This is a genomic window from Massiliimicrobium timonense (genome assembly GCF_042850985.1).
Taxonomy (GTDB): domain Bacteria; phylum Bacillota_I; class Bacilli_A; order Erysipelotrichales; family Coprobacillaceae; genus Allocoprobacillus.
In genome coordinates this window covers 1,283,250-1,305,067 of sequence record NZ_AP031415.1, presented here as the reverse complement: position 1 = coordinate 1,305,067, position 21,818 = coordinate 1,283,250, and the positions used below count along the sequence as shown (strand labels likewise).

Genomic DNA, 21,818 nt, shown 5'->3' with positions numbered 1-21,818 from the left:
AAAGCCGACAAAATCGGCACAATTTAATATTTGGTTAAAAAGAAGTCCTAAAAAATATAGTGATAACTTCTAAAGACGGGAATGTATACGACTACGTTGATGGGCATTACGATTTTCAATGAGAATAAAAGCAATCCCAAAAACAATCAAGGCAATGGATACAGTCTGATAATTATAGAATATAGCTTCCAACTGTTCATCAAAAAGGACACCTACCACAGCTGCCGGAATACAAGCAACAAGTATCTTAATCCATAATATAACTTTATCTACTTTTACATAAGATAAAATTCCTTCTTTGGCTAAAGGATATGGGTTATCCTTTTTCCCAAATGGAAAGAAATCATTCCAAAACAAAATAACAACAGCCATAATTGCCCCTAATTGAATAACGACCTGAAACATGCTATAAAATTCGGGACTGACATCTAATTGAATAAATTCATCTAATAAAATCATATGTCCAGTACTACTGATTGGTAACCATTCTGTAATTCCTTCAACAATACCAAACAATATTGCTTTTAAAATTTCAATCATTACTCACCCTCCTGATTGATTCACTATACCTGTATTACTATATATGAATTCTTCACATTTGTATATGCTTTTTGTTAAAATTTATGAAATTTTGTATAGAAATGAATCATGAAACACGAGATAAAGAAATAAGTGATTCAATATGATTTGTATGTGGAAACATATCAACAGGATAAACATCTCGACTCTTGTAACCTATTTTGTTAAACATTTTCAAGTCACGAGCTTGTGTTGAAGGATCACATGATACATAAATCACTTGACGAGGTTGTAAGACTTTTATAGATTCAATAAATGCCTGAGTACTCCCAGCACGTGGTGGATCCATAATAACACAATCAATCTTTTGTTTTTGCTTTGCTAACTCAACCATAAAATGAGTCGCATCATCATGGACAAAATGAATATTATGAATTTTATTCATCTTGGCATTATTTATCGCATCTTTATAAGCTTCGTGATTTAATTCGACACCAATCACAGTATCAACATATTGAGCTAAAAACATTCCGATTGTTCCAATACCACAATAAGTATCTAAAATAACATCATTTTTATGCAAGTCTAATAAAGATAAAACTTGATGATAAAGATAAGTGCATTGTTCATGATTGATCTGATAAAAAGATTGTGCTGAAATTTTAAAGGTTAAACCACATAACTTATCTACAATAAAGCCCTTTCCATAGAGAATCTTTTCTTGTTTTGATAAAACAATGCTCGTCTGTCGATTATTAATATTCAAAACAACTGATTGAACCGATGGACATGCTTTAACAAGTTCCTGACAGAAGTTTTTGCTCCCTTTCATAACAGCTTCCCTTCCAACAAGCACAACCAGTGTCTGATTCGTTGTCACAGCACGACGAATCAATACATGTCTTAAAAATCCTCGATTTCTGTTCTCATCATAAATAGAAACACGATACTTTTTTAACATCTTTTGAAGTTGTGTTAAAACTAGATGTGTTTGTTCATCATGCAATAAACAAGCTTTCATAGGAACAATGCGATGTGAGGTTTCTTCATATAAACCATATTCATATTTTTGATTAAAAGCAACAATGACTTTATTACGATAAAAATATGGATTTTGCATTCCAGCAACATCATGAACACGTTGATGAGGAAATAATTTTTCACATTTTTCTTTTTTGATGGATAGCTGTTTAGAATAATCCATTCCTATATATTGACAGCTACCACATTGTTTCTTAATAGGGCAATCCATATCAACCTCTATAATGTTTCTAAAAATGCAACAAGACATTCATAACATCTTAAATAAGATGCAAGATCAAGTTTTTCATCCGGTGTATGCACATTTTCCATATGTGGACCATAAGTGATAATATCTAAATCTGGTATTTTTTGTTTCAATACTCCTGTTTCTAAGCCTCCATGTGTTGCGACTTCCTTAAGTGGTTCATGGGCATATTGTTGATAGAATTGTTTAAATTGTGCTCTTAAACGTGAATGAGGGTCATAATCCCACCCCGGATATTCATTGGATACTTGAACTGAAGCACCATAAAGATATGCAATCGTTTCTAACTGCAGACATAATTCATCACGCAAACTTTTAACGGGCGAACGTAATGAATAATCAATAGTTAAACTATGATCATGAGTACGAATGACACCCATATTTAATGATAAAACAGGTAAATGATCGATAACTGGTGACATTTCCAGCATTCCATTTTGACAAAGATACATGATAGAAATCATGGCTTCACTATCTTTAGATGTTATACAGACATCGCATTCATCCTGATGTAATTCCACATAAAAATCTGGGTCTGTCATTTCCAGTTCTTTTTTAACGATATCTTCCATTTGTCCAATATGATAAGCCAATTCATCATAAGATTGATTGCTTGCAAAAGCAACTGTACACTCACGAGGAATGGCATTATTTTTCAATCCACCATTCACTTCAATCAAACGAATATCCATTCCCTGTTTTAATAAATGAAACAAAATACGTCCTGCAATCTTATTTGCATTTCCACGTCCTAGATGAATACATCCACCAGAATGCCCACCTATAAGACCTTTGACTTCCATAACATAAACCGGAGAATCGTTATCCTGTCCTGTGATTTCTTTTGTAATGAGAAGATCATTTCCACCAGATGAAGACACACAAGTTTCACCTTCAGCTTCATTATCCAGATTAATAAGACGTCTGGCCTTTAATGAACTTGTATCAAGTGCCATTGCCCCACAAAGACCTATTTCTTCTTGAACTGTAAACACACATTCCAATGCTGGATGTAATAATTGCTCATCAGTTAATAATGCCAGCATATAACAAACTCCACATCCATCATCAGCACCTAAAGTTGTCTGATAAGCATGTAAAAAACCATCTTCAATATAAAGCTGTAAAGGATCATGATCAAAATCATGATCACTTTCTTTATTTTTTTCATTCACCATGTCGATATGAGCCTGTAACATCACCGGTTCATGATCTTCATAACCTTGACTTGCCTCTTTAAAAACAATAACATTGTGCATTTCATCTCTTTGATAATTTAAATGATGCTTTTCAGCCAAAGCAACGATATAATCCGCTAAGTCCTGTTCATGACATGAACCATGTGGAATTTGTGATATTTCTTCAAAATAACGATATATAAGTTGATTTGTATCTAATATAGCCATATTTCATCCTCCAATTCTGTTTCAATTATAACAAGTTCTTCCCCTTGTGTCTATCTTAATGCCGCCTGAAGACAAGCCATTTCCTCATCATTGAAATGACGATATTGTCCCAGTTCAAGACGAGAATCTAAAGTTATTCCAGCAAAAGCAATTCTTTTCAAGCCGACAACTTGATTAGAAATAGAAAGAAACATTTTTTTAATTTGATGATATTTCCCCTCTTTTAATGTCACAAGACAATGATAATCATCTATGATTTCTAAACGAGATGGTAAACATTGGACATGATGATCAATGATGATACCTTTTTCAAAGTCAATAACATCCTGTTTTGTTATAGGGGATTGTGTCCATACTTCATAAACCTTTTCTACATGATTTTCAGGAAGCAAAAGTTTTTTAGATAAAGAAGCATCGTTTGTTAATAAAACAAAACCTGTTGTATCTATATCCAATCTACCAACACAATAACAGTCTTGACGTCCAATCAAATCAACGACACAAGGATACACAGCATCACGACTAGCACATATATAACCTGCGGGTTTATAAAGCATATAATACACAAAAGGTGTTGCATTAATTCTTTGACCATCAACAAAAATACAATCTTCTTTTTTCACTCGATAACGAAAATCTCTTTCACAATGCCCATTCACTTCTACATGCCCTTTTCTTATCAGATTTTTACATTCTTTTACATTGCCTAGCTGATTTTTCATAAGGACAAGATATAAATCTTTAATGATGGTTTCTTCCTCTCCAACAGTCATTAGAACGATCATTTCCTAGATTTTTAATAATAACCGGGACAAATGAGCCTCTTGAATAAGATAAATGATCTTGTAAAATATCCTGTAAAACAGATAAACGTTTGTGTCCATCAATACATTCATAGGTTTCTCCATTTTGATTAACAGTTATAGGAAAAGAAAAACCGATTCTTAAAATAGATTGATAGAGTGAAGGATCATATTTTTGATAATGAAAATGAATCTTTGAAATATCTATTTTATTGATACGCATTCTTTAACCACCTCGCATTTTTCTTGATTATATCATTTTTTTCAAAAAAGCAAAATCTTTATGTTTTTCTTTTTAAACATGTTATAATGTTGAATAAGGGAGGTATTCTATGAACATATTACTAAGCCGTATTCTTACTTATTTAAATGGAACATTATTCCACGACTATAATTATAAAATCTGTACATTTATTATTTTTCATTATCTGGAAATGGAAGATATGAGTGAAGAAGATTTTTTAAAGAAAGGTTGCTTTAAAAAAGAAGAACTCTATGCATTTATTGCATTACTTGGTTTTCATGAATATGAAGAATTTAGAGAAACACTTGTTAACCATCATCAGACACGTTTGAATCAGATTCGTGTCAGAATGATTGGTGTTGATAGTCGTGAGTTCATTGAAAAAATGGACAAAGATTGCAGTGATGATGAAATGGAAAAAATTATCAGTGATATTTGTCAAAAACTCTATCGCGCGAAAAGAATTGTTGTATTTGGAGCTTTATATCCTATTTCTATTGCGATAGAACTGCAAACAGATATGATTACTTTTGGTAAACCATTTATTCAATATCATAATTATGATCCTATTGTCATGGACGAACATGATGTGGCTATTGTAATTAGTGCAACAGGTCGTTATCTTGAAGGATTTAAGAAATCTAAAGCCGATGTTCATATTGACCAGTCACAACAAATTTTAATTACTCAAAATAAAAAATATCTGAAAACAGAAACAACACCTAATTGCAAGGTTATTTATGTTCCGGGTAAATTTGATAGTATTAACTTTAATTATCAGATTATGACTATTTGTGATTTAATTCGTTTACATTATTTTCAACAATATTATCTCTAAAGAAAAAAGATATAACTTGTGATAGCTATATCTTTTTTTCTTTAAAGCAATATACGATCATTATAATCATGTGTTTTTGATGAATAGAGATGAATCAGTTGTTCAACTGTCAAGTCTTTTTTACGTTCTCTATCAATCACATCAATGATTTGGCCCTCTTTCATAATCATAATTTTTTGTCCATAAGTTAAAGCATCTTGCATATTATGGGTCACCATTAATGTTGTCATATGATATTTTTTAACAATCTTGGCTGTGAGTTCTAAAACCTTTGAAGCGGTTTGGGGATCTAAAGCTGCTGTATGTTCATCAAGCAATAAAAGTTGTGGTTTTGCATAAGTTGCCATCAACAACGATAAAGCTTGTCGCTGTCCTCCAGAAAGAACGCCGACCTTTGTGTCCATACGTTCTTCTAATCCTAGATTTAATTCTTTTAAAGCCATGTACATCTGTTGACGTTGTTTAGCTAAAATGGGTCTTAAATGAAAGTAATGCCCTTGACATCCAGCCAATGCCAGATTTTCTGCAATCGTCATAGATGGAGCCGTTCCTTTAAGTGGGTCTTGAAAAAGACGACCAATAAAACGGGAACGCTTATGTTCCTTTAATGAAGTGATGTCCTGCTGATTAAGAAAGATATGTCCGTGATAAGGGGTAACGGCCCCACTGATTGTCTGGAACAATGTCGATTTCCCTGCTCCATTACTCCCAATAATAGTGACAAAATCACCATCTTCAATGCGAAAATTGATATGTGATAAAGCAACTTTTTCATTGATTGTTTTAGGATGAAAAACAACTGATATATCTTGAAGTTCTAACATACCTCTTTCCTCCTCACCTTGACTTTTGTTAATATTAAAGCCACTACAACAAGTATAGCTGATAATAATTTTAAATCTGTTGATGGAATCCCTATTTGTAATGCGATTGTTAAAATACCACGATAAATAACAGATCCCACAATAACTGCTAACAATTGATAACCAATTTGATCTTTTTTAATAAAAGCCATCCCTATAATAATACTGGCAAGTCCAATAACCATCATTCCTGTTCCACTTTGACTATCACTAAAAGCTTGATGTTGGGCATAGATAGCTCCTGATAAAGAAACTAGTCCATTAGCGAGAGAAAGCCCAATCATTTTCATGACATCGACATCAATAGAAGAAGCTTTGACCATATCTTCATTATCACCACAAGCACGTAAGGCTAAGCCAAACTGGGTTTTTAAAAAATAGTGAAGACACAATACCACCACAATAACGACAACTCCAACGAATAAAAGAACGCCATACTCTCCAAAAGCAGATAAGGGTGTAAACACGGTTGAACAATCAAACAAAGAAATGTTAGGTGAATCATTCATAATTTTGAGATTCACAGAATAAAGCCCAGTCATTGTCAAAATTCCTGCCAGTAAAGACGCTATCTTTAATTTGGTTGTTAAAATTCCTGTCACCAGCCCTGCTAATAAACCAGAAATAAACGCTAAAATCAAACCAATGACAGGATGACCAGATAATGTCATCACTGCACTGACAGCACAACCTAATGTAAAGCTTCCGTCCACCGTTAAATCGGGTAAGTTTAAAACTTTATAACTAATATATAATCCTAAAGACATTATCGAAAATATGCCACCTAATTCTAATGCTCCAATAATAATAACCTGATTCATCATTTTCACCCCTACATCAATTGTAATGCTTTATCCTGTAAAAGTGTTTCAGGTAATGTGATGTCTAATTCATTCACGACATCTTCATTTACATAAACATTTAAATCATCTTTAAAAACTTTTACAGGAATATCACTTACCGGTGTTCCATTTAAAACCTGATCAACCATATTTGCTGTTTCTTTTCCTAAATCTTCATAATTAATACCAACACTTAAAAAACCACCCTCTTGAACCATTGAATCAGCACCTACATAAAGAGGCACTTTCGCTTCTATACAGGCATGACTCACCACATTCATTGCACTGGCAACAGTATTATCATTAGGAGCAAACACAGCATCACATTGATTTGCTAGCACATCAATAGCACTTTGCACTTCATTCACATTAGTAATCGTTGCTTCTTTGATTGTTAAATGATGTGTCTTGGCATAATCTTTTGCCTTTTGAATATTCGTTACTGAATTGGCTTCCCCTTTATTGTAAATAACACCTAAAGTTTTTAAATCTGGCTGTAACTGTAAAGCTCTATCAAGAATAAGATCGACCTGTATTTCATCACTCGTTCCTGTTATATTTTTATCAGGATGTTCTAAAGAAGTTGTCAACTTTGCACCAATTGGGTCACTGACTGCTGCAAAAACTATTGGTGTTGTTTTTGAAAGTGATGCCACAGATTGAGCAACAGGTGTTGCAATAGCTACGACAACGTCTGCATCTTCAGACTGAAATGTTTGGGTAATACTTGCTGCAATATTGTTATCTCCTTGTGCATTTTTAAAAATATATTCGACATTTTCACCATCTTTATATCCTAAATTTTCCATTTGTTGCTCAAAAGACGCTTTAATCGTATCTAAAGATGCATGTTCCATATATTGTATAATAGCAACTTTTTTCATTTTTGTATTTGTATTTTGACATCCTACCATCAATAAGACACTCAATGCTAATAAAATTTGTTTATATATCTTCTTCATCATTTTCCTCACCTTTCTTTATTGTATTCATTTTTACATTAAAGAAAGACACCATCGCTTCAAAAACATAACCATTCTCCTTTCTCATTGGCATCTAAACAAAAAACATCTGTCCATCAAAGGACAGATGTTATCATCTGCGGTACCACCTTTATTGGTTATGAAAATAACCCACTCATTAAAATGCCAACACATTTTTGCTCGATAACGTGAGCTCACGTCGCAGGATACTCGTTGCCTTTCCCCTTTGCCCTCGTGGGTCCATTTACCTAACTGCCACTATCTAGCTTTCACCATCCTAGACTCTCTAAAAGCACATCTTTAAGTTTTATCTCCCACTCATCGGTTTCTTTTTTATAAAATATCATAAGATTAAAATAATGTCAATCATTTTAGCAAATAAATAAATATTAAAAATTATTTTTGAAATAAAACAAATCAAAGAAAACAAAAAGATAAAATCAATTCTCCATAAAACAATGAAACAAGGATTCCCAGACATAAGAAACCACCAAAAGCAATATGGCTATGACGATGTGCTTTTTGACGGATAAGTAAGTACCCTGCATATAACCCTCCAACAATAACTGCAATACAAAAAGCTAATAGAATATGAACATATCCCAACAAAAAACCACTGATAAACATCAGTTTGATATCACCACCACCGAAGCTTTCTATAACCCATTGATTCATTAAAAACATAGGTAAACTAATAATGAACATTCCTATAATCCTTTCATAAAACGGAACATCAATATAAAATATTAGACCAATGGTAAGAACAGCTTCTAATAAAAGCGTAAAATCAGGTATAATTTGCCATTTTTTATCAATAACTGTTAATGTAATAAAATCCATTATTAATAAATAAAGAAGAAAAGCTTTCCCCATTGGCGTGATATAATATACCATGAATACAAGTAATAACCCACTTAATATTTCAAATAAAGGATAACGTAAAGAAATACGACGTTGACAATAACGACATCTTCCTTTTAATAAAATAAAACTCATAACGGGAATTAAATCTTTCCATTGTAGAGGATGAAAACAACGAAAGCAAAAACTTCGTCCTTTTATCACATCTAATCCTAACGGTAAACGATCCATACATAGTTGAAAAAAACTTCCAACAATTGTTCCTAAAATAAAAAACCAGACATATAAAAACATCTTTATTTCCCCTTTCATAGATATTTTTATAGTTGGTTTTGTTTCATATTTCGACATTATTTTACCATAAAAAGGATAAATTTCCAACAAAAGTATTTGACATTTTTCTTTTTTTCTATAAAATAATTTATGCTGAAAAGCTATAGATTTCTCTATTTCTGATTTATAAATAGAAAAATCTATGGCTTTTTTTATGAAAGGAGAATTATATTTATGGAAAAAAGAAATCCTATGGGATATAAACCCATATTTCCCCTTTTGATGTCAATGGCCTTTCCGCCAATGATTTCAATGCTTATTCAATCTTTATACAATATTATTGATAGTATCTTTGTTGCTCAACTGGGAGAGTCAGCTCTAACCGCAGTATCACTGATTTATCCCCTGCAAAATTTATCACTGGCTTTTTCTTGTGGAGTAGGTATTGCAATGAATGCTTTGATTGCCAGACACTTAGGTGCCCATAATCATCAAGAAGCCTCTTTTGTTGCCAGTCAAGGAATCGTGATGACACTTCTTCATTCTTTATTATTTGTTATATTAGGATTATTTTTCATTCAACCTTTTATGACGCTTTTTACCCAAAATCCAGAGGTCATTCGTTATGGACAGGAATATGGTGTGATTGTCATTACATTGACTTTTTCAACATTTATTCATTTAGCAATTGAAAAAATGTTTCAGGCATGTGGAAACATGATTATTCCCATGATTATGCAAATGGTTGGTGCAATCATCAATATCATTTTAGATCCAATCATGATTTTTGGTTATTTTGGTTTTCCAGCCTTAGGTGTTAGTGGTGCCGCACTGGCAACCGTGATTGGACAATTCAGTGCCTGTTTCTTATCTATTTATCTTTTTTCACGCTATAACTCACATATTCATATTTCTTTTCGTCATTTTCACCTCCATTGGGCAACATTTAAGCAACTTTACTCGATTGCTATACCATCTGGAGTTATGATGTGTTTACCATCAGTGCTTGTTTCAGCACTCAATGGAATCCTTGCCTCTGTATCACAGACAGCTGTTGCATTTTTTGGTGTTTATTATAAACTTCAAACCTTTGTCAATATGCCTACCACTGGTGTTGTACAGGGAATGCGTCCAATCATGAGTTACAATTATGGTGCTAATCAAAAAGACCGCATGGATCAAACATTAAAAATGGCAACTTTAACTATTGGTTTTATCTTATTGTTAGGAACATGTCTATTCTTTATTTTCCCATCACCAATATTACAATTATTTAATGCGAATCAAGATATGTTAACTATTGGAACAACTGGTTTACGTATTTTATCTTTAAGTTTTATTTTTTCAACATTCGCCATTGTTATGTCCGGTGTTTTTGAATCATTAGGAAAAGGACCCGTTTCATTAATGATTACACTCACAAGACAATTTATTATTATCATTCCTTTATCATTTATATTATTACCCCTTATAGGTTTAAATGGTATCTGGTTAACTTTCCCACTATCAGAACTGATTGCAACATGTGTAGCATTCATTCTTTATCAAAAAGTTTACAAACATACAAAAACAGGAAATGAAAATCTTTAAGCTCATTTCCTGCTTTTTATTATTACGTATTATGCGTGTTCAATAGCTGTGGCCAGATGAATACCACGTTTAAACTGAATAAAACCATATTCGAATGCAAAATCATTGACACAATCTTCTAAATCTTCAATTTCTTCATCTGTCAAAGTGACTTTTCCTTCAATCATACGTTCATGTATATAATCCATAAAGTCAAAATAACGAATATGTACTTGTTCAAGCATCATTTCTTCATCTTGAATGAGAATTGTATCCGATGTATATATATCTTTTAAAACATGATCCATATCACACATAGTTCTACTCTCCTTACCGAGATAACATCAGAACTCAACTGTATTTTTAAAGAATCTGTTTTCTGGTAAAAAATGATAATGAGGTTTCAGGCTTATCCATTTTGCTAAGAAGGATGTTTTTTTGACATTGAAAATATCCGTTTTTTCTTGATAATCTTCAAAATCACTTAATAATATTTTCAATCCAAAATATGTTTTCTGATAAGAGATATTTTCCAAAAGCTGCATAACAGTATAATAGATTTCGTTGTAAATATTTGTATAATTCCTTAACTGTTTTTCTTCCTTATAAATTTTTAAATTGTCATCGTAGTACTGAATTTGGATATGACGAATACCATAATCTTTTTCTTTAAGTTGTGAAACAAGTTTTTTTGTTAATCTTTCCCCAATGCAACATGCATCATCATAGCACGAAAAAGCTATCTGATCATTTTCACCAAATAATTGTGGAAGGGCCATAATTTCTCTTGTTGATATCTGCATTTCCTGCATTTTGCTTTGGCAAAGATTTTTTCCAAATATTCTTTGAGCCTGATGATAATCAAGCATACGGTATTGGTCTTGACAGTGATGATAAATCCACTTTGCAAAATCTTGATGAAAGCTCATTGCTATATTTATATGAATATGATATTCGCTATCTATTTGAAAAGCAATAGACTTCATGACTTCATTCATATCCCCATCAAATAATAATTGTGAATGTGTCATATCAAAGTAAAGATCATTATCATTTTTGATAAAGACATCATTGCAATATTCAAATAAAACATTTTTTATTTTTTCTGTATAGAAAACATAATCTTCACAAATACAATCAAAATTTTGATGATGTAATCTCTTTTTCATTTCTTTCTTTTTATTTTCTTCAATTTGATGTATAACATCTTTCAAGTCTATATATCCCACAAATGTTTTTAACATATCTCTCACTCCTCGCTTTTATTATAATAGATGGTGTTGCATATTTCAACTATTTTATGCAACTTCTTTTATATTTTTTTGTTTTTTATTTATTTTTGATGTATTTTATATTATAATATGCATATAGGAGGAATACTATGGAACTGAAAGATATTATTAAAGATTATAAATATAGATTCCAGTTAACAAATGATGAAATTGCTCAAAAACTTGGTGTAACAAAATCAACAGTCAGTCGCTGGATTTCTGGTGATGTCAAACGTATCCAAGATGAAACACTTAAACGTTTAAACGATCTTTTAGGTTATGATGTGGAACCTATCATCAAAGGAACTTCTATTCATTTGAAACGTCCCATCTTAGGTTATGCAAAAGCTGGATATGATATGTATGGTGAAAATAATTATATGGGTGAAGAAGAAGTCACTGAAGAAGATTTTTATAAAGGAGATTATTTTCTACAAATTCAAGGTGACTCAATGACAGGTTCTGGTATTATGGATGGTGATTTAGCTCTTATTAAACAATGTTCATATGTTTCTACAGGTGATATTGCAGTGGTTATGATTGGTGGTGAAGAAGTCACTGTTAAACGTATTATCAAAAAACCTGACATGCTTATTTTGGAAGCAACGAATCCACTTGTAGAAAATCGCTATTTTTCTAATGAAGAAGTCGCAACACTTCCTGTACGTATTATAGGAAAAGTTGTTTATACAAAAACTTATTTTTAAAAAATTCTCATATTTCATGAGAATTTTTTATATCACATGTCATACTGACAAGATAGTCTTGTTCATAAAAACCATGACACTTATAGAAATAATCACTTAAATAACTACGTATTGTTTGTAAGACAATTTTTTGTATTTTTCTTTTATGACATTCTTCTTTGATATAATCAAGAAGTTGACTTCCTATATGTTGTCCATGAAGTTGTGGGCATACACAAAGCTCATCAATGCATAATACTTGCTTATCCATATAAGTCATTTGATGGCCTACAATCATTCCAATAAATTGTCCATTTTGGTATAATACGTAGGCTAACGTATAGGGTGAAGACAACATTTCTTCTAAATGCTGATATGCCTGTTGATATGTCCATTGCTCATTCCATGGTTCATTATCAAAACATTGTTGAAATAGGATTGCTGCTTCTTTTAAATGATAAAATTGCATGGGAATAAAAAGAGAAGATGGTAAATCAAACTCAAAAATCATATCATACCATTTTGCTCCTCCATGTATAGAATGAGAAACACCAAGGCAAGTATAACCACATTGTTGATAAAAAGGTATTAATGCTTCTTTACAAGTCAATACCATTCCTTTCTTTTGACGACTTTTTGATAAATTGATAAAAGATTGCATTAATTTTTTAGCAATTCCCATATGTCTAAAAGCCGGTAAAACAGCTAAGCCATAAACACTTTGATAAGCGTGAAAAACATTATGATAAGATGTGTCTTCATACATTTCATCTGATAATGTCTGTTTAGCAATCATAGCCCCATTGATAAAACCAACAATTCTTCCCTCTACTATTGCAACCATAAAACATTCTGGGAAAGCTTGGAATCTTTTTTGAAATTGAGCCAATGTGGCTGCTTCTTTAACAGGAAAACAAACTTCTTCAATATATGCCAGTTGTTTTAAATCTTCTTCTTTTGCTAATTGTATTTCTATCATTATTTTTCTCCTTAAAAAAGACATTGATCAAGCAATGTCTTTATTCTCCCATTGTCAATAAGAAAGCCGCACTATCTTCAAGTCTTTGCTTTGCCTCTTTAATTTCTTGGAATTGGGCATCTGGGCAAGTTTCAAATTGAACTTTTTTAGTCATTTTCTTTAATTGACTTAAATCATTTTTGATTTGTGATTTGATTGTTTTATCAATTTCTTTATGATGTTTTGCCAGAGTATTGTCAACACGTAACATCAATGTTTCTAAATCATTTTTAAATACCAGTCTTTCTTTTGTTTTGGCATCCTGTTGTTCAAATTGCTGTGCTTCATGAATAGCTCTTTCAATATCTGCATCTGACATATGCGAACTATTTTCAATCGTAATACTTTGCATATTTCCACTTGCTAAATCTTTCGCAGAAACACTCACAATACCATTAACATCAATATCAAAAGTCACCTCAATTTGTGGAACACCACGCATTGCACGTTTAATTTTCTTCAATTTAAATTTTCCAAGACTCTTGTTATCTTTAGCTAAAGGTCTTTCACCTTGTAAGACATTAATTTCAACCTGTGTTTGAAAATTTGCAGATGTTGTAAAAATCTGACTGTGGCTTGTTGGAATAGGTGTATTACGGTCAATCAATGGTGTCGCAACCCCACCAACTGTTTCAATCGATAATGTTAATGGTGTAACATCCAGTAATAAAACATTATAATTTCCCATTGCTGTCACATCACCAGATAACTTACCACCTTGAATTCCAGCTCCCATAGCAACACATTCATCAGGATTTAAAGATTTACTAGGCGTAATACCTGTTACTTCTTTGATCTTATCTTGAACAGCAGGAATACGCGAAGACCCCCCAACAAGAATGATTTTATTTAATTCTGCCGGTAATAAACGAGCATCATTTAGAGCATTTTGCATTGGTAAAATTGTTCTTTCAACCAAATCTTTTGTAATACGATTAAATGTTTCTCTGGTAATCGTCATTTCTAAATTTTGTGGTCCTGATGCAGTCGTTGTAATAAATGGCAATGAAACAACAGTAGAAACCATAGATGATAATTCAATTTTGGCTTTTTCGGCTGCTTCTTTGACACGTTGCATAGCCATTAAATCATTTTTTAATGAAATACCAGAACTTTTTTCAAATTCGGTTAAAATATATTGGGCTAAAGCTTCATTAAAATCATCACCACCAAGATGATTATCTCCTGAAGTCGAAAGAACTTCAATAACACCATTTCCTATTTCAATAATAGAAACATCAAATGTTCCACCACCTAAATCAAAAACCATCATTTTTTGACCATAGCTATTTTCTAAACCATAAGCTAAAGCAGCTGCTGTCGGTTCATTAATAATTCTTAGAACTTCTAATCCGGCAATTTTTCCAGCATCTTTTGTAGCTTGGCGTTGTGCATCATTAAAATAAGCCGGAACTGTAATAACCGCCTGTTTAACAGGTTCTCCTAGATAATTTTCAGCATCAAGTTTTAACTTCTGTAAAATCATCGCAGAAATTTCTTGTGGTGTATATTCACGATGACCAATCTTTTTCTTATAATTTGTTCCCATTTCACGCTTAATAGATGCAATTGTTCCCATCGGATTTGTAATAGCCTGTCTTTTTGCGCTCTCTCCTACAAGTCTTTGACCATCATTTGCAAAAGCAACAATACTTGGTGTTGTTTTTGCTCCTTCACTATTAGGAATAATAGACGTTTTTCCATTTTCAATGAATGCCATACAGCTATTTGTTGTTCCTAAATCAATACCAATAATCTTACTCATAAATCATTCTCCTTTAATAACATCTACAACAACAATTCATAAAAATATTAAAAAGCAATAACGAATAACAACAATTCGCCATATTCGCATAAGGTGAAGTATAAGTCTGCTGTGTCTGGCGATATTGTCCACTTCCTGCCTGTAATTGTTGAACCAGAAACAGATATTGTAAATTACCTGGTTCCATTTGTGCAGCTGTTTGGGCATACTCTAATGCTGTAGCATTATTTCCAATTCCATTCATCGCTAAAGCACTATAATAAAACCAAAGCGATGAACGTGTACGAATCTGTTCAAGAATCGAAAGAGCATCCTGATAACGACCTGCCTGAATATATGCTGCAACATCTTGAAAAGCAGCCTGATCATTTCCTTGATACTGATATGATGACTGGGAATGCTGTTGCCCATATGTCTGATTTGTAAAACCTTTCTTACGATTATCCATAATCGTTTTATAGGCATTTTGAACTTGTTTAAATTTTTCTGTATATTCTGCCTGATGCACACTGTTAATATTAGCATCAGGATGATATTTTTTACTTAAAGTACGATAGGCATGTTTCACTTCATCATCTGATGCATTTGGAGAAATGCCTAATATCTGATATGGATCCATTTATTTCTTATCCTCCAATCTTCTTTTTTTACGTAATTCATATTGACTCCAAACACCACTATATATGATATTTCTTAAAATTTCAACATTTTCCTCAATCGGAAGATATTCAAAAGCTTCTGCTGCTCTTGAAATCATCATTTCTAATAAATGATAACATTTTTCTTCAAAATCAACTTGTTGAAACTGATCTATAAAAGGATTAAAAGTATGATGCTTTAAATCTTTTTCAATATCATCATAAGCATCCAGTATATATATAAATTTTCCTAAGAAAAAACCAAACTCCCTTAAATGCTCTGTCCATATATCATCTTCAACAGCACATATTTCTGCCATAACTTTTCCAAAACATCCCGAAATATCATCAATATGAACGCCCTTTTGTTGTTCATATTGGTGAATCAAAACAAGTTGTTCCTCAATTATTTTTATCTTTTGTGGATATTCTTCTTTAACTTTTTGATAACTATGTTCAAGTATTTTTTTATAAAGCTGCTTTGTCATTTTTTGATCATCCAGCCAGTCATCTTCACATTTTAAATATGTTAAAGCAATTGTCATTTTAGCTGCATAATCGATATATTGATTATGCACTTCCAGATGTTTTCTAACTGGATGTAAAAAACATCGACATCTATTTATTTGATGTTCTGGTTCATATAAACCAGATAATAACAACGCTATAAAAGTCATGTCATAATTTAAAGCAACGCGTCCTTTAATACCGTATAAATCATGCATTGCTCGACATAAACCACAGTAATATGATTGATAAATATCAAAATCTTTAAATTTCATTTCTGGTTTATTGATGACTATATATCCAAACACGATAATCTCCCCATTTCAATAAATCACGCATAGTATATGATGAACATATGAACGAAACATGAACTTATAGAAACTTTACTTTAAAAATGCTAAAATATAAAAAGAAAGTTGGTGAAAACTATGAAAAAGCAAAAGATTCAATCATCTTTAGAACCTCTAGCTCATCGTCTAAGGCCTTCAACATTGGAAGAGTATGTTGGTCAAAAACATCTTGTTGGTCAAGGAAAAGTTTTATGGCATTTTATTCAAAACGACCAGATTCCTTCGATGATTTTCTGGGGTCCTCCCGGTGTTGGTAAAACCACACTGGCAAGAATCATTGCGAAAACAACTCATGCTCACTTCATTGATTTCAGTGCTGTTAATAGTGGTATTAAAGAAATCAAAAAAGTAATGCAAGAAGCGATGGAAACACAACGTCAAGGCATCAAAACCATTGTTTTTATTGATGAAATTCATCGCTTTAATAAAGCACAGCAAGATGCTTTTTTACCCTATGTTGAACAAGGAAGTATAACGCTTATAGGAGCGACAACTGAAAATCCATCATTTGAAATCAATTCCGCTTTATTATCACGCTGTAAAGTCTTTGTTTTACATGCTTTAGATGTCAATGATATTTTAGAGCTTTTAAATCATGCCATTCATGATCCGCGAGGTTTTGGTGATTTAAACATTCAAGTTGAACCATCCACTTTATCCATGATTGCCCATTTTGCTAATGGTGATGCACGTGTTGCTTTAAACATCTTGGGAATGGCCGTCTATAATGCTCCTGAAAATCATCAGACACTAACGATTAGTCCTGAAATCATTGAACAGATGACGAGTCAAAAATCATTGCTTTATGATAAAAATGGAGAAGAACATTATAACTTAATTTCTGCTTTACATAAATCGATGCGTAACAGTGATGTTGACGGGGCTATCTACTGGTTAGCCAGAATGTTGGAGGCTGGTGAAGATCCCCTCTATATAGCTCGTAGGCTTGTACGATTTGCCAGTGAGGATATCGGTATGGCAGATAGCCGTGCTTTAGAAATTGCTGTTGCGGTGTATCAGGCATGTCATTTCATTGGTATGCCAGAATGTAGCGTTCATTTGACTCACGCAGTGACATATTTATCTCTTTCTGTAAAGTCTAATGCGTTATATGTGGCTTATGAAAGTGCCAAAAAGGATGCCTTAAAAACCATTGCTGAGCCAGTTCCTTTGCATTTACGCAATGCTCCTACACGTTTAATGAAAGATTTAAATTATGGTAAAGGCTATCAATATGCCCATGATTTTCAAGACAAATTAACAACTATGACGTGTTTACCTGAAGCTTTACAAAATAAAGAATACTATCATCCTACTGAACAAGGTCATGAAAAAAAAGTCGCTTTGCGACTTCAACAAATCAAACAATGGAAACGTTCGCATCGTCAATCCAAGAAATAAACTCTTATCTTTGATGGGATATTAATTCCATCAATTCATTATTAATGAAAATAATCATAAAGTTCCTGTATGAAACGAGTAGCTGTTAATGAGAAAACCTGATGCTTTTTCCAGACAATAACTGCCCCCGTTTCATAGGCTGGTTTTAAAGGAATAAAACGTACAAGAGAATCATTAGACATATAAACAATCTTATCTAAACAAAGAGCATAGCCTAATCCTTTTTCTACTAAAATAGCAGCATTATAGATTAAATCATAAGTTGCTACAATATTTAAATCTTGAACATTCATTCCCATCCAATGGGCTAATTCATTTTGAACAATCTGACGATGACCTATTAATAATGGCAATTTTTGAAGATCTTGTGGTGTGACATAGTCTTTTTTTGCTATAGCACTATCTTTAGGAGCAAGAATGCCCCATGCTTCCTGATAATTCAAACGTACAAAATCATATTTTTCGACATCAACAGGTTCTGTCAATAATCCTATATCTAATAATCCCTGATTAACTTTTTGTTTTACATCATCGGCATTACCACTGTATAAATGATATTTGATTTGAGGATAATGATGTTGAAATTTAATCATAAAATCGCCTAAAAGATGCATAGCATTAATTTCTCCAGCACCGACAAATATTTCACCCGCAATCAATTCATCGGCTTCTAAAAATTCTTTTTCTGTTTTATCTGCTAAATCAATAATTTCTTCAGCACGTCTTCTTAATAACATACCTGCATCAGTTAAAGTAATTTTATTTTTACCTCTGATTAATAATTGCGTATTTAATTCTTCTTCCAGCTGCATTAATTGTCTTGACAATGTCGGTTGTGTAATATGTAAAACATTGGCTGCTTTGGTAATATTTTCTTCTCTAGCAACAGTTAAAAAATATCTTAAAATTCTAATCTCCATACCATTTTCTTCCTTTCATTCATTTTTTATTATAATGGATAAAAAAGCTGATTACAACACATGTAACCAGCTCTTTGACATGCTTATATAGAAACCATTTCCTGTTCGTAACTTCGAATTCTATTCATCATTTCTTCGGTTGCCTGACGAGGGCTATTTTTTAAAAACCCATCTTTAAATTCATAGTGAAGATTGATAGAATCATCAGGAATTTGATCTGTATATTCATTAGAAAAACCAATTTTCCAACATTTGTTTTCTTTGTAAGCATATAAAGTTATATCATCTACATCCTTGACATCATGAAATAACTGCTTTACAAGTTCATACAAAGCATACGTTGAAATATAATACACCCATCTCGCCTCTTTTCATACTTCTATTATATAAAATAAAAGCCCTTTCAACAATAAAAATCAACTTGTTTTTTTATTTTTTTATAGACAAAGATTGCGAAAATAACTGACAGTGCTATAATGAAAAAGCATTTAAAGGAGTTGTATAAAAATGAAAAATGATTATCATGATGTGATTATTCATTATCTGATGGCTATTGTTGGTGGATTTTTTGGTGGTTACGCTATTTTTACGAGGATGAATGTTTTTGGCTCTGCCCAGACAGCTAATTTAATTGATCTGGTTGAAGCCCTATTAGGAAGTCATTATATAGATTCTCTTATTAGAATAGGTGCTGTCGTCATTTATATTCTTGCAATGATCATAGCTACATTTTTAACATATCGTACAAAGTGGAAGCTGCAATATCTGGTTTTCTATCTGGAAATTGTCTGTGTCATACTTTTAGCAATGATTCCTGAGGATTGCAATCCCATTGTAAGTTTATACCCCTGTTTTTTTGTCACTGCTTTTCAATGGTGTGTTTTTAAAGGTGCTTTGGGTTATACCAGTTCAACAATTTTTTCTACTAACAATATCAAACAGACAGTTGTATCTTTAACTGAATATTTTTTAGTTGATGATTTACAAATCAAACATGAAAAACTCAAAAAAGGATGTTTCTTTGGTGGAACATTACTTTGCTTTCATATGGGTGTAGCTTTGGCTTATATACTTCACTTGTTTTTTGCTGTCAAAGCTATCTTATTTTTACTGATTTTTCTTATTGTTAATTTTGCCTACTTTACATATTATGATAAATATCACAATATCAATATTTTCTTTCATCCTAAAAAGATGATTTGATTCATGTCAAATCATCTTTTTTCTGCCATGACACCGACTAAATGATGTGGTTGATAACACGCTTCAAGATATTGACACTCATCTGGTGTCAAATGAAAGTCAACAGCACGAATAGCTGTATCAATATGTGAACATTTTGTTGCTCCAACAATTGGGGCAGTGACTTTAGTCATAAGCCACGATAAAGCAATTTCACTCATTGAAACATGATGTTTTTGAGCTAATTCTTCAACTCTTAAAATGATAGGTAAATCTTGATTATAACTTTGATCATATTTCCCTTTTGCATAAGTGTCTTCTTTTAAACGTTGTGACTGTTCACCCGGATGTTTGGCTAAACGGCCAGAAGCTAAAGCACTGTATGGTGTTAAAGCCACATGATGTAAATCACAATAGGGTTTCATTTCTCTTTCTTCTTCTCTAAAAATAAGATTGTAGTGTCCTTGCACGGAAACAAAAGGATGTAAATGTCTGGCTTTGGCTATTTCATTCGCTTTTGCAATCTGCCATGCATAGCAGTTAGAAACACCAATATAACGAATTTTTCCCTGTTGAATCATTGCATCAAGAGCTTCCAATGTTTCTTCAATAGGCGTATTATTATCCCATGCATGTAATATATAAAGATCAACATAATCCATCTGTAATCTTTTTAAGCTCTGATTCAAACAATTTTCAATATGATCTTTTGCACTGATACCTTGTTGAATCTGTTCTAGGGTACGACCATGAAATTTTGTCGCTATCACAACATTATCTCGACAACCATATTCACGAATGGCTCTCCCTAAGTATTCTTCACTGCTTCCACCTTGATAAGCCATTGCTGTATCAAAAAAATTAATACCTTGATCCAATGCATAATGAATGATTTTCTTTGATTGTTCATAAGGCAATGTCCATGAATGCATTCCCTTATGAGAATCACCAAATCCCATACATCCTAGACATACTTTTGAAACCTTTAAATCACTCGTTCCTAACTGTACATATTCCACTATGATTCCTCCTGTCTTATGATATCTTTGAGATAAAAACAATGATTTTCATACTCATAAATAAAAATACAACAATTACCAAACCCTTTCTTTAATTCTTCTGTAGGATCTTGCCAGGCACGTAAAAAATTAAAACAAGCCCCACCATGACTCACTGCTAAAACAGAATGATGATCTTCTTTTTCCATAATATCCGTCAATGTTTTAACCATTCTTTCTTTTAATGTTTCATTAGATTCACCACCAAACTGTAAGTAATAAGTCGCACATTTTTGTGGATCATTTTCAGCCAAATAATCATGTTCACCCTCTAATAAACCATAATTATTCTCTTTTAATCCTTTACATCTTTGATATGGAAGTGATGTTATAATTTCTAAAGTATCACAACATCTTTCACTTGTTGAACTATAGGCATGATCAAAACAAATATGTTGTTTTTCAAACCATTGTTTAGCTTGTTTTGCCTGTTGTATACCTTTTTTTGTTAATGGTGAGTCACACCAGCCCTGTATTTTATGCAAAGCGTTAAACAGTGTTTCACCATGTCTTACTAAATATAATGTTTTCAT

23 protein-coding genes, 1 pseudogene and 1 other annotated feature are annotated in these 21,818 nt (G+C 32.3%); of the genes and pseudogenes, 5 read left to right on the top strand and 19 right to left on the bottom strand.

Annotated elements, in window-relative coordinates:
- Nucleotides 1–78: 78 nt before the first annotated feature.
- From ACGHJ8_RS06815 to ACGHJ8_RS06795, 5 genes and pseudogenes are all read right to left on the bottom strand, one after another.
- Nucleotides 79–540 (bottom strand): annotated as a pseudogene (locus ACGHJ8_RS06815) (undecaprenyl-diphosphate phosphatase); the annotation flags it as partial.
- A gap of 106 nt (nt 541–646) precedes the next feature.
- Nucleotides 647–1,771: a 23S rRNA (uracil(1939)-C(5))-methyltransferase RlmD gene (gene rlmD / locus ACGHJ8_RS06810; RefSeq protein WP_087360156.1), complete on the bottom strand. Its 1,125-nt coding sequence runs from the start codon at nt 1,769–1,771 to the stop codon at nt 647–649.
- An 8-nt stretch (nt 1,772–1,779) separates the two neighbouring features.
- Nucleotides 1,780–3,213 carry a beta-Ala-His dipeptidase gene (pepD, locus tag ACGHJ8_RS06805; protein WP_211964721.1) on the bottom strand — a complete coding sequence of 478 codons (1,434 nt, stop codon included), beginning with the start codon at nt 3,211–3,213 and terminating at the stop codon, nt 1,780–1,782.
- 50 nt (nt 3,214–3,263) lie between these two features.
- A complete protein-coding gene (locus ACGHJ8_RS06800; protein ID WP_211964723.1) occupies nt 3,264–3,986 on the bottom strand; it encodes a pseudouridine synthase in 723 nt (240 codons plus the stop codon).
- Nucleotides 3,955–4,239, bottom strand: a complete 285-nt coding sequence (locus tag ACGHJ8_RS06795; RefSeq protein WP_087360149.1) for a ParB N-terminal domain-containing protein — start codon at nt 4,237–4,239, stop codon at nt 3,955–3,957. Before ACGHJ8_RS06795 ends, ACGHJ8_RS06800 begins: the two co-directional genes overlap by 32 nt.
- Nucleotides 4,240–4,348: 109 nt before the next feature.
- On the opposite strand from ACGHJ8_RS06795, the gene ACGHJ8_RS06790 reads away from it, so the two are divergent.
- Nucleotides 4,349–5,098 (top strand): hypothetical protein, encoded by a 750-nt coding sequence (locus tag ACGHJ8_RS06790; protein WP_087360152.1) that lies wholly within the window; start codon nt 4,349–4,351, stop codon nt 5,096–5,098.
- A 41-nt stretch (nt 5,099–5,139) separates the two neighbouring features.
- On the opposite strand, the gene ACGHJ8_RS06785 is transcribed toward ACGHJ8_RS06790, so the two are convergent.
- The 4 genes from ACGHJ8_RS06785 to ACGHJ8_RS06770 all read right to left on the bottom strand — a co-directional run bounded on the left by ACGHJ8_RS06785 (nt 5,140) and on the right by ACGHJ8_RS06770 (nt 8,941).
- Complete coding sequence (locus tag ACGHJ8_RS06785; protein WP_205089059.1) at nt 5,140–5,922, bottom strand: ABC transporter ATP-binding protein; 783 nt, start codon at nt 5,920–5,922, stop codon at nt 5,140–5,142.
- A complete protein-coding gene (locus ACGHJ8_RS06780; protein ID WP_211964725.1) occupies nt 5,916–6,782 on the bottom strand; it encodes an ABC transporter permease in 867 nt (288 codons plus the stop codon). Before ACGHJ8_RS06780 ends, ACGHJ8_RS06785 begins: the two co-directional genes overlap by 7 nt.
- Before the next feature lie 11 nt (nt 6,783–6,793).
- A complete protein-coding gene (locus ACGHJ8_RS06775; RefSeq protein ID WP_211964727.1) occupies nt 6,794–7,765 on the bottom strand; it encodes an ABC transporter substrate-binding protein in 972 nt (323 codons plus the stop codon).
- A 116-nt stretch (nt 7,766–7,881) separates the two neighbouring features.
- Nucleotides 7,882–8,117: a binding site (T-box leader), on the bottom strand.
- 86 nt (nt 8,118–8,203) lie between these two features.
- Complete coding sequence (locus ACGHJ8_RS06770) at nt 8,204–8,941, bottom strand: A24 family peptidase (protein ID WP_211964728.1); 738 nt, start codon at nt 8,939–8,941, stop codon at nt 8,204–8,206.
- A gap of 213 nt (nt 8,942–9,154) precedes the next feature.
- Here ACGHJ8_RS06770 and ACGHJ8_RS06765 point away from each other — a divergent pair, with 213 nt between their 5' ends.
- On the top strand, nt 9,155–10,510 hold the full coding sequence (locus ACGHJ8_RS06765; RefSeq protein ID WP_211964730.1) for an MATE family efflux transporter: 1,356 nt from the start codon (nt 9,155–9,157) through the stop codon (nt 10,508–10,510).
- Nucleotides 10,511–10,539: 29 nt separating this feature from the next.
- Here ACGHJ8_RS06765 and ACGHJ8_RS06760 read toward each other — a convergent pair whose 3' ends face one another.
- Both ACGHJ8_RS06760 and ACGHJ8_RS06755 read right to left on the bottom strand, forming a co-directional pair.
- Nucleotides 10,540–10,806 (bottom strand): hypothetical protein, encoded by a 267-nt coding sequence (locus ACGHJ8_RS06760; RefSeq protein WP_211964732.1) that lies wholly within the window; start codon nt 10,804–10,806, stop codon nt 10,540–10,542.
- Nucleotides 10,807–10,833: 27 nt separating this feature from the next.
- Nucleotides 10,834–11,733: a hypothetical protein gene (locus ACGHJ8_RS06755; RefSeq protein ID WP_211964733.1), complete on the bottom strand. Its 900-nt coding sequence runs from the start codon at nt 11,731–11,733 to the stop codon at nt 10,834–10,836.
- A gap of 137 nt (nt 11,734–11,870) precedes the next feature.
- On the opposite strand from ACGHJ8_RS06755, the gene ACGHJ8_RS06750 reads away from it, so the two are divergent.
- Complete coding sequence (locus tag ACGHJ8_RS06750) at nt 11,871–12,467, top strand: LexA family transcriptional regulator (RefSeq protein WP_087356825.1); 597 nt, start codon at nt 11,871–11,873, stop codon at nt 12,465–12,467.
- 7 nt (nt 12,468–12,474) lie between these two features.
- Here ACGHJ8_RS06750 and ACGHJ8_RS06745 read toward each other — a convergent pair whose 3' ends face one another.
- Genes ACGHJ8_RS06745 through ACGHJ8_RS06730 form a run of 4 tightly spaced genes read right to left on the bottom strand, consistent with a single transcriptional unit; the run spans nt 12,475 to nt 16,682 of the window.
- Nucleotides 12,475–13,425 (bottom strand): GNAT family N-acetyltransferase, encoded by a 951-nt coding sequence (locus tag ACGHJ8_RS06745; protein ID WP_390542356.1) that lies wholly within the window; start codon nt 13,423–13,425, stop codon nt 12,475–12,477.
- Between the two features lie 40 nt (nt 13,426–13,465).
- Nucleotides 13,466–15,229, bottom strand: coding sequence for a molecular chaperone DnaK (dnaK, locus tag ACGHJ8_RS06740; RefSeq protein WP_211964737.1), 1,764 nt, complete (start codon nt 15,227–15,229; stop codon nt 13,466–13,468).
- Between the two features lie 13 nt (nt 15,230–15,242).
- A complete protein-coding gene (locus tag ACGHJ8_RS06735) occupies nt 15,243–15,848 on the bottom strand; it encodes a J domain-containing protein (protein ID WP_087356823.1) in 606 nt (201 codons plus the stop codon).
- Nucleotides 15,849–16,682 carry a DUF5685 family protein gene (locus ACGHJ8_RS06730; protein ID WP_211964739.1) on the bottom strand — a complete coding sequence of 278 codons (834 nt, stop codon included), beginning with the start codon at nt 16,680–16,682 and terminating at the stop codon, nt 15,849–15,851.
- A gap of 120 nt (nt 16,683–16,802) precedes the next feature.
- Here ACGHJ8_RS06730 and ACGHJ8_RS06725 point away from each other — a divergent pair, with 120 nt between their 5' ends.
- Entirely contained in the window at nt 16,803–18,125 is a 1,323-nt protein-coding gene (locus ACGHJ8_RS06725) for a replication-associated recombination protein A (RefSeq protein ID WP_390542353.1), read from the top strand.
- A 41-nt stretch (nt 18,126–18,166) separates the two neighbouring features.
- On the opposite strand, the gene ACGHJ8_RS06720 is transcribed toward ACGHJ8_RS06725, so the two are convergent.
- Together ACGHJ8_RS06720 and ACGHJ8_RS06715 are read right to left on the bottom strand one after the other, a co-directional pair.
- Complete coding sequence (locus tag ACGHJ8_RS06720) at nt 18,167–19,045, bottom strand: LysR family transcriptional regulator (RefSeq protein WP_211964741.1); 879 nt, start codon at nt 19,043–19,045, stop codon at nt 18,167–18,169.
- 83 nt (nt 19,046–19,128) lie between these two features.
- On the bottom strand, nt 19,129–19,401 hold the full coding sequence (locus ACGHJ8_RS06715) for a hypothetical protein (RefSeq protein ID WP_087356819.1): 273 nt from the start codon (nt 19,399–19,401) through the stop codon (nt 19,129–19,131).
- A 151-nt stretch (nt 19,402–19,552) separates the two neighbouring features.
- Between ACGHJ8_RS06715 and ACGHJ8_RS06710 the strand changes: the two genes are divergently transcribed.
- Nucleotides 19,553–20,248 carry a YoaK family protein gene (locus ACGHJ8_RS06710; RefSeq protein ID WP_390542351.1) on the top strand — a complete coding sequence of 232 codons (696 nt, stop codon included), beginning with the start codon at nt 19,553–19,555 and terminating at the stop codon, nt 20,246–20,248.
- A gap of 11 nt (nt 20,249–20,259) precedes the next feature.
- Here ACGHJ8_RS06710 and ACGHJ8_RS06705 read toward each other — a convergent pair whose 3' ends face one another.
- Nucleotides 20,260–21,246 carry an aldo/keto reductase gene (locus ACGHJ8_RS06705; protein WP_211964743.1) on the bottom strand — a complete coding sequence of 329 codons (987 nt, stop codon included), beginning with the start codon at nt 21,244–21,246 and terminating at the stop codon, nt 20,260–20,262.
- Nucleotides 21,246–21,818: a histidine phosphatase family protein gene (locus ACGHJ8_RS06700; RefSeq protein WP_205089072.1), complete on the bottom strand. Its 573-nt coding sequence runs from the start codon at nt 21,816–21,818 to the stop codon at nt 21,246–21,248. Before ACGHJ8_RS06700 ends, ACGHJ8_RS06705 begins: the two co-directional genes overlap by 1 nt.

Coding starts and splice junctions, on each gene's coding strand:
- ACGHJ8_RS06790 (WP_087360152.1), top strand. CDS start 4,349: ATGAACATATTACTAAGCCGTATTCTTACTTATTTAAATGGAACATTA.
- ACGHJ8_RS06765 (WP_211964730.1), top strand. CDS start 9,155: ATGGAAAAAAGAAATCCTATGGGATATAAACCCATATTTCCCCTTTTG.
- ACGHJ8_RS06755 (WP_211964733.1), bottom strand. CDS start 11,733: ATGTTAAAAACATTTGTGGGATATATAGACTTGAAAGATGTTATACAT.
- ACGHJ8_RS06750 (WP_087356825.1), top strand. CDS start 11,871: ATGGAACTGAAAGATATTATTAAAGATTATAAATATAGATTCCAGTTA.
- ACGHJ8_RS06745 (WP_390542356.1), bottom strand. CDS start 13,425: ATGATAGAAATACAATTAGCAAAAGAAGAAGATTTAAAACAACTGGCA.
- ACGHJ8_RS06760 (WP_211964732.1), bottom strand. CDS start 10,806: ATGTGTGATATGGATCATGTTTTAAAAGATATATATACATCGGATACA.
- ACGHJ8_RS06785 (WP_205089059.1), bottom strand. CDS start 5,922: ATGTTAGAACTTCAAGATATATCAGTTGTTTTTCATCCTAAAACAATC.
- ACGHJ8_RS06780 (WP_211964725.1), bottom strand. CDS start 6,782: ATGAATCAGGTTATTATTATTGGAGCATTAGAATTAGGTGGCATATTT.
- ACGHJ8_RS06770 (WP_211964728.1), bottom strand. CDS start 8,941: ATGTTTTTATATGTCTGGTTTTTTATTTTAGGAACAATTGTTGGAAGT.
- ACGHJ8_RS06735 (WP_087356823.1), bottom strand. CDS start 15,848: ATGGATCCATATCAGATATTAGGCATTTCTCCAAATGCATCAGATGAT.
- pepD (WP_211964721.1), bottom strand. CDS start 3,213: ATGGCTATATTAGATACAAATCAACTTATATATCGTTATTTTGAAGAA.
- ACGHJ8_RS06700 (WP_205089072.1), bottom strand. CDS start 21,818: ATGAAAACATTATATTTAGTAAGACATGGTGAAACACTGTTTAACGCT.
- ACGHJ8_RS06800 (WP_211964723.1), bottom strand. CDS start 3,986: ATGACTGTTGGAGAGGAAGAAACCATCATTAAAGATTTATATCTTGTC.
- ACGHJ8_RS06775 (WP_211964727.1), bottom strand. CDS start 7,765: ATGAAGAAGATATATAAACAAATTTTATTAGCATTGAGTGTCTTATTG.
- ACGHJ8_RS06725 (WP_390542353.1), top strand. CDS start 16,803: ATGAAAAAGCAAAAGATTCAATCATCTTTAGAACCTCTAGCTCATCGT.
- ACGHJ8_RS06720 (WP_211964741.1), bottom strand. CDS start 19,045: ATGGAGATTAGAATTTTAAGATATTTTTTAACTGTTGCTAGAGAAGAA.
- ACGHJ8_RS06795 (WP_087360149.1), bottom strand. CDS start 4,239: ATGCGTATCAATAAAATAGATATTTCAAAGATTCATTTTCATTATCAA.
- dnaK (WP_211964737.1), bottom strand. CDS start 15,229: ATGAGTAAGATTATTGGTATTGATTTAGGAACAACAAATAGCTGTATG.
- ACGHJ8_RS06710 (WP_390542351.1), top strand. CDS start 19,553: ATGAAAAATGATTATCATGATGTGATTATTCATTATCTGATGGCTATT.
- rlmD (WP_087360156.1), bottom strand. CDS start 1,771: ATGGATTGCCCTATTAAGAAACAATGTGGTAGCTGTCAATATATAGGA.